This is a genomic window from uncultured Eudoraea sp. (assembly GCF_947258525.1).
Lineage (GTDB): Bacteria > Bacteroidota > Bacteroidia > Flavobacteriales > Flavobacteriaceae > Eudoraea.
Genome location: NZ_CAMYIP010000189.1, coordinates 1 through 11847, shown reverse-complemented (window position 1 = coordinate 11847; position 11847 = coordinate 1). Strand labels below are relative to the sequence as shown.

13 protein-coding genes and 1 other RNA gene are annotated in these 11847 nt (G+C 38.5%); 4 read left to right on the top strand and 10 right to left on the bottom strand.

Translation table 11 applies throughout. The features are described from left to right. Positions 1-201 precede the first annotated feature (201 nt). The 3 genes from Q0X89_RS14080 to glgA form a co-directional block, all read right to left on the bottom strand. A complete protein-coding gene (locus Q0X89_RS14080) occupies positions 202-738 on the bottom strand; it encodes a Pycsar system effector family protein (RefSeq protein WP_297695267.1) in 537 nt (178 codons plus the stop codon). A gap of 300 nt (positions 739-1038) precedes the next feature. After that, positions 1039-2304: a glucose-1-phosphate adenylyltransferase gene (locus Q0X89_RS14075; RefSeq protein WP_297695265.1), complete on the bottom strand. Its 1266-nt coding sequence runs from the start codon at positions 2302-2304 to the stop codon at positions 1039-1041. Positions 2305-2309: 5 nt separating this feature from the next. Next, positions 2310-3515, bottom strand: a complete 1206-nt coding sequence (gene glgA / locus Q0X89_RS14070) for a glycogen synthase (protein WP_297695263.1) — start codon at positions 3513-3515, stop codon at positions 2310-2312. Positions 3516-3989: 474 nt separating this feature from the next. Here glgA and Q0X89_RS14065 point away from each other — a divergent pair, with 474 nt between their 5' ends. Both Q0X89_RS14065 and Q0X89_RS14060 read left to right on the top strand, forming a co-directional pair. Next, positions 3990-4499: a hypothetical protein gene (locus Q0X89_RS14065; protein ID WP_297695261.1), complete on the top strand. Its 510-nt coding sequence runs from the start codon at positions 3990-3992 to the stop codon at positions 4497-4499. Between the two features lie 134 nt (positions 4500-4633). Beyond that, complete coding sequence (locus Q0X89_RS14060) at positions 4634-5308, top strand: class I SAM-dependent methyltransferase (RefSeq protein WP_297695259.1); 675 nt, start codon at positions 4634-4636, stop codon at positions 5306-5308. Here the strand turns inward: Q0X89_RS14060 and Q0X89_RS14055 are convergent. The 3 genes from Q0X89_RS14055 to Q0X89_RS14045 are packed head-to-tail and all read right to left on the bottom strand — an operon-like array spanning position 5279 to position 7762. After that, positions 5279-5911: a phosphoribosyltransferase gene (locus tag Q0X89_RS14055; RefSeq protein ID WP_297695257.1), complete on the bottom strand. Its 633-nt coding sequence runs from the start codon at positions 5909-5911 to the stop codon at positions 5279-5281. The two genes, Q0X89_RS14060 and Q0X89_RS14055, sit on opposite strands and share 30 nt — an antisense overlap. 4 nt (positions 5912-5915) lie before the next feature. After that, the gene (locus Q0X89_RS14050; RefSeq protein WP_297695255.1) at positions 5916-6575 is read right to left on the bottom strand and encodes a dienelactone hydrolase family protein; all 660 of its coding nucleotides are present in this window, start codon (positions 6573-6575) and stop codon (positions 5916-5918) included. Then, complete coding sequence (locus Q0X89_RS14045) at positions 6572-7762, bottom strand: hypothetical protein (protein WP_297695253.1); 1191 nt, start codon at positions 7760-7762, stop codon at positions 6572-6574. Before Q0X89_RS14045 ends, Q0X89_RS14050 begins: the two co-directional genes overlap by 4 nt. A gap of 287 nt (positions 7763-8049) precedes the next feature. On the opposite strand from Q0X89_RS14045, the gene asnA reads away from it, so the two are divergent. Further along, positions 8050-9177, top strand: coding sequence for an aspartate--ammonia ligase (gene asnA / locus Q0X89_RS14040; RefSeq protein ID WP_297695251.1), 1128 nt, complete (start codon positions 8050-8052; stop codon positions 9175-9177). Between the two features lie 152 nt (positions 9178-9329). Continuing rightward, the gene (locus Q0X89_RS14035; RefSeq protein WP_297695249.1) at positions 9330-9887 is read left to right on the top strand and encodes an ankyrin repeat domain-containing protein; all 558 of its coding nucleotides are present in this window, start codon (positions 9330-9332) and stop codon (positions 9885-9887) included. Positions 9888-9994: 107 nt separating this feature from the next. Here the strand turns inward: Q0X89_RS14035 and Q0X89_RS14030 are convergent, their stop codons facing one another. The 4 genes from Q0X89_RS14030 to ssrA form a co-directional block, all read right to left on the bottom strand. Beyond that, the gene (locus Q0X89_RS14030; protein ID WP_297695247.1) at positions 9995-10363 is read right to left on the bottom strand and encodes a transcriptional regulator; all 369 of its coding nucleotides are present in this window, start codon (positions 10361-10363) and stop codon (positions 9995-9997) included. Between the two features lie 11 nt (positions 10364-10374). After that, complete coding sequence (locus Q0X89_RS14025; protein WP_297695245.1) at positions 10375-10785, bottom strand: type II toxin-antitoxin system HicB family antitoxin; 411 nt, start codon at positions 10783-10785, stop codon at positions 10375-10377. Positions 10786-10836: 51 nt separating this feature from the next. After that, a complete protein-coding gene (locus tag Q0X89_RS14020) occupies positions 10837-11019 on the bottom strand; it encodes a type II toxin-antitoxin system HicA family toxin (protein ID WP_297695243.1) in 183 nt (60 codons plus the stop codon). 762 nt (positions 11020-11781) lie between these two features. Further along, positions 11782-11847: a transfer-messenger RNA gene (gene ssrA / locus Q0X89_RS14015) on the bottom strand; the annotation flags it as partial.

The following is an 11847-nucleotide window of genomic DNA, read 5'->3' as shown; positions in this document are numbered from 1 at the left end:
GGATATATACTCCTGCAGAATCTATTTGCCTCGCAGCCTGGCTTTGGCCAAAAAAAGGAAGTGCTATTAGAGCAAGTGTTACTACGTATTTTTTCATAGGTTCAAGATACTTATTTTTGGATTATTATGTTGAATTACATGAATGAAGAAGCTTAACTAATTGAAGGTTGAAATGGTATGATCTGTGATCTTAAGCTTTAATTACAAATACAAATGAATAAACCATACGATAACAATTATTATTATAAAGATAAAGCTCAGCGCAAAGTATTTGATGGCATTTTCTACATGTTGGAATTTCTTATCAATAATCATGCTTTCTATATAAATTTGCTGACCTAATTGGGTGTAAAATTCCTCTTCTTCACCAAATATTTCGATTAGATTTTTAGTGTATTTCTCTATACTTCCGAATGAGTATACCGCATCTCTGAAGAAAAGCACATTTTTTTCATATTTCTTGGTAATCTGAGGTTTAAAACACTTAAAACAAAAGTATATAGAAATCAATGAGGTGATCATCCAGAAACAGGCCAAGATAATAAATACGGCCCCTTCCTGGAAAAGAGGGCGAAGCTGCTCTAACCTGTCAAAAAACACGCCTAAAATTAATCCATGAAAAGAAAATATAACACCGGCTTTAAGCTCTGATGCCCGTATTAGTTTTTCCAATCGCTCCAATTGCTCCCAATAATTATTGGGATCTTGTCTTGTAACTGAATTCTCTTTATCTGCCATTCCTTATTAGTTAAGTATATTTTAAATTAATCAACGATTTAAATATACAATAAATCTATTATGGTTTTTATTTAAGGCAGAAGGAAAGAGATATTCTGTTATCTCTGTACAAAGACCAACCAATATTAGGTATGAAATCAACCCTTGCGGGTCAACACCTTCATTCACCGGATGCACTTAGAGGATTTGATGTGTCCCGGATCCATGGTGCGTTGGAGTTTTTTTGCGTGGATAAGGTTCTAAAATAAAAACCTGTATAAAACAGGTTTTTACATTCTTAAAAAGTTATTTCGGCCAGGGCTAGATTTTGTAACCTGTTGGAATTACAGCTTCCTTTTTGATGACTACAATACCATCTTTAATGACATAATTATCAGTTTCCATGTCCTCCAGGTGCGGACCCCCATTTATTGTTACATCATCTCCAATGCGACAATTTTTATCAATGATGGCATTATTAATAGTACATCGCTCTCCTATTCCCATTAGTATTTTAATATGGTTTTCTTCAATTTCCTCCAAAGTTTCATAGTAATCGGAACCCATCATATAGGTGTTACTAACGGTTGAGTCAGCACCTATTCTGGAACGTATTCCAATTACTGATCGCTCAATTTTGGTTGCATGGATTATGCACCCTTCTGCAATGACCGCTTTGTCCATCTGTGTGCCTGAAATCTTGGAAGTAGGCAAAACTCTGGCTCTTGTATGAATAACGCGCTGGGTGTCATACAGGTTAAACTTCGGGATACTGTCCGTTAAACCCAGATTGGCTTCAAAAAAGGAATCTATATTTCCAATATCCGTCCAATAGCCCTCAAATTGATAGCTTATGACTTTGTGTTTTCCTATGGATTGCGGAATGATCTCCTTGCCAAAATCCATGGTGTCCGGATTATTCATAAGTTCAATAAGAAGGTCGCGATTAAATATATAAATGCCCATGGAAGCCAGATAATAGCGCTCTTCCTGCTTCATTTCTTCACTAACTTCTGATTGCCAGTCGGGTAACAAATCGGATGATGGCTTCTCAATAAAGGAGGTGATATTATCTTCGTTATCATTTTTTAATATCCCAAAAGAAGGTGCATCATTCGCATGAACAGGAATTGTACCTATGGTAATTTCTGCATTACTTTCAATATGCCTGTTGATCATCACATTAAAATCCATTTGATACAGCTGATCCCCCGATAAGATTAGAGCATAGTCAAACTTATGCTGCAAAAAATGATGCATACTCTGTCTGACTGCATCCGCCGTGCCCTGGAACCAATCGCCACTGGTCATTGTTAGTTCCGCTGCTAAAACATCTACAAAGGCTTTGCTGAAGAAACTAAAATGATAGGTATTTTTAATATGTCTGTTTAAGGAGGCAGAATTAAACTGTGTTAACACATACATTCTCTTAATTTCCGAATTAATACAATTAGAAATTGGAATATCAACTAATCGATATTTACCTGCTATGGGTACTGCAGGTTTTGATCTCTTCTCTGTTAATGGAAACAGCCTTGATCCCTGACCTCCACCTAATATAATTCCTAGAACGCTATTTGTAAACATATTTATTAATGCTTTAAAGATTTGTATAAAGTTTCAATTTGTTTGGCTATCGCCGACCAGTCAAATGTTTCTTCTACCCTTTTTCTGCCTTTATTGGCCATTGACTGCTGCATTTCTTTATTTTTTATGACGTCATTAATTCCTTTTGCTAGATCGCGTGCAAATTTATCCGGATCTACAGGTTCAAACGGTGCTTCGCTTTGTTGCTCCAATGGCACCAGGATACCGGTTTCACCATCTACCACCACTTCCTTTATTCCTCCTACAGCACTGGCAACAACTGCTGTGTTGCAGGCCATGGCTTCAATATTGATTATGCCGAAGGGTTCATAGATAGAAGGACAGCAAAAAACATCTGCATGTGAATAAAGCTGGATCACTGATTTTTTATCTAACATTTCGGCTATCCAAATCACATTGTCCCTGATTTTCTTTACTTCGGCAACGCTGTCTTCCATTTCCTTTGCAATTTCAGGGGTATCGGGTGCTCCGGCACATAAAACAACCTGCGTATCCGGATCAATATATTTGATGGCATTTACCAAATGTATAATTCCTTTTTGTCGTGTAATTCTCCCTACAAAGAGGACGTAGGGTTTGGTCTTATTTATATGGTATTTATCCAGAGCAGCAGTTTCGTCGGTGGTTACATATTCCTCGAGGTTTATCCCATTGTATATTACTTCAACTTTATCCGGATCTACATCAAAATATTTCAGCACATCTTCCTTAGTTTCTTTAGATACAGCTATCACGGCATCAGCCATTTCTATCGCTGTTTTTTCAATCCACAATGAAGCATCATACCCCCGGCCTAATTGCTCTCTTTTCCAGGGTCTTAAAGGTTCCAAAGAATGCGTCGTGACTACCAATGGAAGGCCATAAAGTAATTTGGCCATAATGCCGGCAAAGTGCGAATACCAGGTATGGCAATGCACTATATCGGCATCTATTTGATCAGCATTCATTTGCACTCCTGTGCTTAAGGTCTTTAATACAGCTTTAAGTTTATCATTGGAATTGTCAAAAACGGGGTTGTCATAGGGATATCCCCTGACCGTCAGATTCTCCGTTTTATCATCCTGATCCCCAAACGAACGCACTTCCAGTTCCATAAGCTTGCTTAATTCAGCAGCTAAATACTCCACATGTACCCCGGCACCTCCATAAACATAGGGAGGAAATTCTCTTGTAAAAAAAAGTGCTTTCATATCATTTTTTTAATCCCCGGTGTATACACCAAATTACTTATAATTTAGTGACTTTTTAATAATAAACCTAAGCGGGTTATTTTTCATAAAGGTATTTATAAAATTCGTTTTCTTTAAATAGATTGGCATATAAAATTCGGTTAGATTGATTGCAAAGAAAAGTTTCCAATTTTAATCCTTAGAAGAGGCTATACATAAATAATTTTTCCATGAAATCCGTATAATTTATTGCATATTCTATGGCAGATGAAACTACTTCACATTGGCTATATGCACCAATTGGGCTCATTTATTCGGGTAAAATAAAATTACTTTCTTAAAAGCGGATAGAGCTTGATGCCTATCAATCTACTGATGATGACCTACATCATTGTAAAGGGTTTTTTGGTGTTCTATTTTTGATTTCGTTCTCAGGGTTTGAAACTCCATGGGAAAAACAAAAAATAGTTACTCTAATTCAAAAAATAAAATCCAATGAAAAATCACAATAACCTAAATTTCAATTTTGTAGTGATGTTAGTAAGCCTGATGAGTTTATCAATTGTATTTCAATCATGTAAGAGAACAAGTGAAAAAACCGGTGAGAAGATCATAGAAAAGTCTTTTGGTGATGATGCAGAGGCAGACATCGATGATGAAAAAGTGGTGATAAAGACCGATGAAGGTACATTTACTACCGATGCTACTATGAACAGCTGGCCCAAAGAAGTTCCCGGTGAAGTACCCGAATTTAAATTCGGCGATGTAATAAGTGTTACTGCCCAGGAAATTGATGATGCGAATAACTGGGTTGTTATTTTTGAAAATGTTCCTGCTAATGCGCTCCAGAAATATAAGGAAACCCTGGAAAGTGAAGGCTTCAAAATTAATTTTACAACCACCGCCGGAACGGGTGGCCACCTTGCTGCTGAAAAAGGAGATATAGCTGTAATGCTCATGGCCGGAGAGGGTAATGCCACTGTTACTATCGGTTCCGGTAACTGATATTTTAGTATCAATAAAGTCTTGAAACGGAGTTTCAAAACATCTTAAACAACAAAAATTTCTACCTATTGATTAAGGTCATTTCATATGGACTTAATTCTTATGATCTTTAAGGAAATCATAAAGATAAGATCATGGCACATACAGAAATTTTTAATCGTTACGTAGAAGAATACGAAAAATGGTACGAAGACTATCCAGAGGTCTACCAATCCGAACTTGCAGCAATCAGGGAACAATTAAGAAAACTACCGGAAAATATTCGGGGTATTGAAGTAGGTTTGGGAACGGGCAGATTTTCCGTTCCGCTTGGTATTAAAGAAGGTGTTGAGCCCTCCAGTGCAATGGCTGAAAAGGCCATCAACAGGGGGGTCGAGGTCATCCAGGGATTAGCTGAACGACTGCCATATGCCGACCTGCAGTTTGATTTTGTACTTTTTGTAACCATTTGCCATTTCGATAGTATGAAAGCTGCGCTTGCCGAAGCAGAAAGGGTCTTAAAACACAACGGGGCCATTTTAATCGGATTTTTAGATAAGGAGCGGAGTGTGGCGAAAGAGTATATAGAGAAACGCCATCGAAGTACCTTCTTTGCCAAGGCTAAATTCTATACGATAGACAGAATACAAAAATTATTAGAAGAAGCAGGGTTCAAAGACCTGGAATTCAACCAAACTCTTTTTGGAAATCTGGATGAGGTGGATGAAATACAATTTCCTAAACCTGGCTATGGAGAAGGTTCCTTTGTTGTTGTAAAAGCCGGAATAACAAAACTGTTATTATGGCTCGGTTATGGTTTTCTGCTCTAACCAGGAAATGGCCTCTTGATCAGAAACTTGTTCGAACTTCTTATAGAATTGCCCCACCGCCTGGAAATTAGTGGGAACAAGAAGGCAAATGGTTTCGTCGACCTTTGGGCTGTTTTTAAACTTACTTATTCCTGAGTCAGGGGCCACAGGTATGGCCACCACAATTTTTTCGGGCTTTTGTTTGCTTATGAGTTCTACTGTGGCTAAAAGGGTATTGCCTGTAGCAATTCCGTCATCGACGATGATTACTGTTTTGCTTTCCAGATTTACGGGAGAGTGATGCTTATAATATTGTGCGTGTCTTGCTTTGAGTTTTTTTCTTATTCTCGTGGTCTCTTTTTCAATATAGTTTTTGGAAACACCTAAGGTATCACTCAGAATTATGTCTTCCAGACTTGCCGCGCCAATGGCATATTCTTTATGATAGGGATGCCCTATTTTTTTGGTGAGGACCACGTCTAAAGGCGCATTCAGTGCCTTGGCTATGATAACGCCGATGGGCAAACCACCCCGGGGAACAGCAAGTACTACCACATTTTTATCTTTAAATTTCATTAGCTTTTCTGCCAATTGTATTCCTGCATCGATTCTATCTTCGAACATTGTTTTAATTTTTATCGTTCAATAAATGCGCCCTAAACCAGTCAGCGGAAATTCGGGCTACATCCTGCAGTTTTCCGGGTTCTCCGAACAGATGGGTGGCTTCAGGTATAATCTCCAATTTTCGCTCACATTGTAACTTCCGATAGGCTTTTTCATTGAGACCTATGACCACTTCGTCCCAGCCGCCTACGATAAAAAGTGTTGCAGCAGTTACATTGTGAAGCTCCGGAAGCGCAAGATCTGGCCGTCCACCCCTTGAGACAACTGCTTTAATTTCCTTGTTATAAAAAGCTGCAGCCCGCAAGGCAGAGGCTGCTCCGGTACTGGCACCGAAATAACCAAGGGGTAAGTTTCCTATCTCATTTTGCTGTTGTACCCATTGGGTCACGTCAATGAGTCGCATTGTCAATAAATCAATGTTAAACCTGTTTTCGTAGATGCTATCTTCTTGTTCGGTCAATAGATCGAAGAGTAGCGTAGCCAGTTGTTTATTCTGTAAAACTTCTGCCACATAATTGTTTCTTGGACTTAGTCGGCTACTTCCGCTTCCGTGGGAAAATATGACGATGCCAATCGCTTTTTCCGGAACGACTAAATTTCCTTTTAATACAGTACCATCGAGAACAATGGAAACTTTTTTTCGTATTGCTTTAGATGCTATCATTCTTTAGCTAATTCAATGTTATTTTTATTCCATCTTTGCCATAATGTATAGGCCAATAATCCGTAGGCTATTGCCATTATAAGGAATGCAATTAGACTTCCCAGGAAGGGGATAAAAGTCAATAATCGTATCACAATAGCAAAGGCCATGGCAATGAACGAGGTTTTCCAATACCCCCAGGCTTGCCCATCGCGTTTTTCTAAATAATAGGTGAGTAGTAAGGCCCCGATTAGATGCCCGAACAGTACACTAAAGACAAAAACGGAAAACAGGAATAAGCCAACGGGGATGCCTATTAGGATCACAAAACTTAATACAATAAGCAATGGCATTCCAAAGAGGTAGATAAAACCATAGCCCAGACTTCTCCAGAACTCTTTATCGATATAGGTAACTGCTTCTGCAAAAAGATTTTTAAAAGCATAATTTAATATGAGGATGACTAAAAATGCGGAAAGTAAATAAAAGATCCAAAAGCCAAAAGCGGCTATACCAAAGAATTTCCATGGAAATTCCTCATGCTCTTCCATCAGACTTTCCTCTAAATTGGCCGTTGTATTGACCAGTGAATTCTTAAATTCGACTTGACCGTCTTCAGTCCAGTAGGAAACAGTTTCATGAAATTGAGCATTTTCACCTATTTCCAATTCTTCGGCCACAATTTCAGAGGTCCCGTATATTTCTCCATCAATTTTAATATCCTCCCCGTACAGTATGGCGTCGCCTTCGACAATACCGTTCATTTTTAGTTCACCTGCTCTGGCTTTGAGCATTCCTATTATCACTCCATTTATTATGGTCTTGCCCCCGACGCTTATCAGGTTACCTTTAATAACTGCATCTTTGGAAATCGTAAGTTCACCACCGGCAACGATAACGTCATCACCGACTTCAGCATCGATGGTTAGTTTACCACCCGCCATACGTATGTCGTCTGCAACATAACCTTTGATAATAATGTCGCTACCGGCTACGATCAGATCTTGAGAAATAGTATCATTTACGGTGATATAGCTACCGGCTACTACGGCATCGCCTTTTACAGCTGCATCAATGCTGATATCCTTGCCCGCAAGGTAGATATCATCGTTCTGTGGAGTAGAAATGGTGATGTCGTCGCCGGTTTTAATTTGTGAGATTACCAAAAGGGGGAACAACCAAATGAATTGAAGGATTAGCGTTTTCATAATTATGCTTTTAAATGATACTCAAAGGAATTCATATTGTGTTACTTATGAAATGATGTAGATCATCCTGAAGAAATTATTGCTTTTTCCGCAAAAAGATTTTTAAGTAATGTTTGGAGCTGATGGGGTGTTTTTTGGCTTTAGCCTGGGATGGATTAAAAGTTTCCATATATGAGATTTATCACATTTTCTTAGGCCTCTTTTAGCTAATTTTAAAGGTAATTGGACATGGGGTAAGTACCTCGCGAGCGAAATTTTTCCGTTATCCAACATTAAAAAAAGTAATCATGCAAGAAAAAAGATCAGATTTAGCCGGACCCGGAATTAGCACATATGAAGAAGTAAACAAAATCCTTCCTGATAACTATGAAGCAATACTACCCCCGCTAAAGAGGATGGAAGCGTTATATATGATCAAAGACTTTATAGAGAAGGGTCTTGCAAAGGCTTTAAATCTGCAAATGGTTCAGGTACCCTTAATTGTTAGAAAGGATAGTGGTGTTAATGATTATCTGGATCGCGACGGCTCTCGCACACCTGTCGAATTTCCTGTAGGACTGGGTTTACCTGAGCGAATAGAGGCTCAGGTAGTGCAGGCGGCAACAAAATGGAAACGCATGGCTTTGGCACAATTTGATTGTGAGGTTGGGCAGGGTATTAATACTGATATGAGAGCGATCCGAAAAGATTATTTTCTTGATCATGATCACTCGGCCTATGTTGATCAATGGGATTGGGAAAAGTGTATCTCTGAAGAAGACCGTACCTTAGATTATTTAAAAGATACTGTAAGAAAAATCTGGAAGGTAATTAGGGACGCCGGCGTTATGGCCAGAAAGCATTTTCCGGAATTAGCAGATCCAAAATTTCCTGATTTCCCGGAAGAACTCAAATTCATTCACGCTGAAGAGATCCTGGCCATGTATCCTGATCTGCCCAGAAAGCAGCGGGAAGACAAGCTTCTGGAAAAATATCCCGCCGTATTCATTATTGGTATTGGATCCGTACTAAAAGATGGCTATCCCCACGAGATGCGTGCTGCGGACTACGACGACTGGATTACTCCAAGTACAATAATAAATGGCGAACAAATGCACGGACTAAATGGCGACATCCTGGTATATAATCCTGTAACCAAAAGGAGGCATGAGTTAAGTTCAATGGGTGTTCGTGTTACCAAAGACACCATGAAAGCCCAATTAGAGCTGTCCGGGCAGACAGATTTTCTAAAACTTCCATACCATAAGGCCATTTTAAATGATGAAATTCCTTTGAGTATTGGAGGAGGAATTGGTCAGGCAAGAACCTATATGTACCTTTTAAGATGCGCGCATTTGGGTGAAGTAACTGTGTCTATCTGGCCAGATGAATTAAAAGTGATTTGTGGTAACAAAAATATTCATGTTTTAGAATAAACAGGTATAGGTAAGAAAGGTCAATTTCGCTTTTACTTTTAACATAATTGTAGCTATGCGGTCATGGGATTAATGCGCTTTATCTTCTATCTTTGAGATAGACAGCGAAAAAATCACTTTATACAATTGTTGATTATAGAATTATCCCAATCATGATTTCATGTCTTAAACAGTTGATTTTAATATCCTTTATTGCCATAATAGGAAGCACATCTTATGGACAGGAATTAACCAATGAAATTGCCTGGAGTATAAAGTATGGTCGAACTGAAAAATTAAAACATTTAATTACGGCAGAGCGCATCAATGAATGTGTGGGAGTAGGAGACAGCAAAAAGTATAATTATTTGGCCGTAAGCATCAAGTTAAAATCGATGAAATCCTTGAGCTATTTTGTTGAAAACGGCGCCAACATAGAGGGCGTTTGTGCGGATAAAACCCCTTTGATGTATGCCGCAAAATATGGGCAATTGGAAATGGCCCGATACCTGGTACAAAAGGGTGCGGATCTCAATGCCACTTACAGAGGCCAAACCGCATTAAGTTTCGCAAGACAGTTTCGGCAGTTTGACGTCATAAAGTACCTAATAGAACAAAAAAAGAAATTAAAATCCAGGAAGGACGATGGTCATAACAAGACGTCACAGTTTAATTCGTTATACTCCTGTTTTAAAGCTACGGAGGGCATAGGTGGAGCCGGGAAGACTTGAACCTATCTTTCAAATTACTTGTATATAGGGATTTACGAAAGGTTTGTTATTTATGCTCACCGAATAGGTGACTTTGGTTTCGGAGAGCTTGTTATGATTTTAAATGACTAAGAAGCTAAATCATAGTCTTTGATCAAAACATCTGCTGGGATTTTAAGGTGTTCCGTAAGTTTGCGAATATGAGTAATACTTAATTTCCTTTTTTTGTTGAGTATTTCCGAAGCTCTACTCCGGCTACTTAAGATCTTGCCCAGATCATTATCATCCAATCCCATTTGTTCCATCATAAAGCGTATGGCTTCAATAGGATCTGGCGCATCGATTGGATAATGCTCATCCTCATATTTTTCCAATACAAGAGCTAATAAATCCAATTCCTCGCCTTCAGGTGTACCTTCGTCTGCATGAAATATTTCATTCATCCGATTAAGGTATGTTCTATATTGTTCTTGCGATTTGATAATCTTGATTTCCATGAATGCAATTTTTAAAACGATACTGATTGCAACTCCCTTCCCAATTCATGGATAACCTTTTCAATAAGTTTGACTCTTTCCTCAGAAGCAGCGGCCTTACCGGTAACATACTGGCGCATTAGGGATTCATTGATTCTAGCTTTTTTGCCGATTGCGGAAATTTTGACTTCTGGAATAAGATAGAAAAAGGCTTGCAAATCCATTTGATAATCCCAATCGGTCATTTTCTTTACATCCTTTACCCACTCTTCTTTTTGTTCTTCGGCTATCTCCAAATAATCATCAAAAGCGACTTTTAAATTCTCTTTTAACTCCTCTAATGAATTGCCATAAGCGGTTACTACTCCTGGGATGTTCTGTGTGGTGCCCCAGTACGTACCATCGTCCGCCTTCTCTACGAATACTTTGATTGATTTAGCCATAAGTCTTTTTATGTCTTTTACAATTTTAATTAATGATTAAACAGATTGCGACTATATTAGCCCGGCCTGCTTTAGAATCGATTTTACCGTTCCAATAGGAATATCCTTTTTAGGATGCGGTATGGTCACAAGACCTTTCTTCTTGGGATGCTTAAAATGGTGATGGCTTCCTTTGGTCCTTACAATGTACCAGCCATCTTTTTCGACCATCCGTATGAGAGCTCTCGATTTCACATAGCAAATATATAACAAAAATGTTATATAACAAAATAGTTATGTTTATTAAATTGAGTTTTTTATATTATAAATTTGATACATATTCTAGGATTATGAATACATTTAACTATGGTTTTTAAAAACTGCGGCTTTGTTTAATTCACAAACTCCGCCCATTGCCCTTCTCCCGATAGCTATCGGGATTGGGCAAAGCGCATCGATTGTAAAAGATCTTGGACACAACCCATTTTCTAAAAAAGGAAAATAGGTTAAGTCCGCTTGGCCAAATTGTTTTTATCAAAAGTATCGATGCTTCCATATATATTTCCTTTGATTGTTTCTATTTGTGGTATCCAAAATGAGTATTAACCTTAAAAGTACAGGAAAAATTAATTTTGAATGCTTTTGTAGCATTTTGATAGTAGGGTAGGGCGCACAACGTTTACATTTTTTGTCCTGCTTGCAGGACGAAGAATGTAGAGCAAGAGGATAACACGCTAAAGCTTTAGCGGAGGGGCAAACCCTTGGTAAGAAAATTTATTGCATTATTGAAATGAGTAGTTAATGTAATAAAGCCCTCCTTCGCTCTCGACAAATCTTGAGCTACGGAGAAATAATGGGTGCAATAAAAAATGGATCGGCATCCAACGCCCGCGTGCCGCTAAAGCTTTAGCGGAGGAGCAAGCCCTCCGTAGGAATATTTGTAGAATTATTGAAATGAGTAGTTAATATAATAAAGCCCTCCTTCGCTCTCGACAAATCTCGAGCTACGGAGGGCATAGGTGGAGCCGGGGAGAATCGAACTCCCGTCCAAACAAGCAATTACAATGCTTTCTACATGCTTAG

Bases quoted from the DNA above. Each gene is read 5' to 3' on its own strand.
- Q0X89_RS14055 (WP_297695257.1), bottom strand. From the start codon at position 5,911: ATGTTCGAAGATAGAATCGATGCAGGAATACAATTGGCAGAAAAGCTA.
- Q0X89_RS14035 (WP_297695249.1), top strand. From the start codon at position 9,330: ATGATTTCATGTCTTAAACAGTTGATTTTAATATCCTTTATTGCCATA.
- Q0X89_RS14030 (WP_297695247.1), bottom strand. From the start codon at position 10,363: ATGGAAATCAAGATTATCAAATCGCAAGAACAATATAGAACATACCTT.
- Q0X89_RS14080 (WP_297695267.1), bottom strand. From the start codon at position 738: ATGGCAGATAAAGAGAATTCAGTTACAAGACAAGATCCCAATAATTAT.
- Q0X89_RS14075 (WP_297695265.1), bottom strand. From the start codon at position 2,304: ATGTTTACAAATAGCGTTCTAGGAATTATATTAGGTGGAGGTCAGGGA.
- asnA (WP_297695251.1), top strand. From the start codon at position 8,050: ATGCAAGAAAAAAGATCAGATTTAGCCGGACCCGGAATTAGCACATAT.
- Q0X89_RS14060 (WP_297695259.1), top strand. From the start codon at position 4,634: ATGGCACATACAGAAATTTTTAATCGTTACGTAGAAGAATACGAAAAA.
- Q0X89_RS14065 (WP_297695261.1), top strand. From the start codon at position 3,990: ATGAAAAATCACAATAACCTAAATTTCAATTTTGTAGTGATGTTAGTA.
- Q0X89_RS14025 (WP_297695245.1), bottom strand. From the start codon at position 10,785: ATGGCTAAATCAATCAAAGTATTCGTAGAGAAGGCGGACGATGGTACG.
- Q0X89_RS14050 (WP_297695255.1), bottom strand. From the start codon at position 6,575: ATGATAGCATCTAAAGCAATACGAAAAAAAGTTTCCATTGTTCTCGAT.
- glgA (WP_297695263.1), bottom strand. From the start codon at position 3,515: ATGAAAGCACTTTTTTTTACAAGAGAATTTCCTCCCTATGTTTATGGA.
- Q0X89_RS14045 (WP_297695253.1), bottom strand. From the start codon at position 7,762: ATGAAAACGCTAATCCTTCAATTCATTTGGTTGTTCCCCCTTTTGGTA.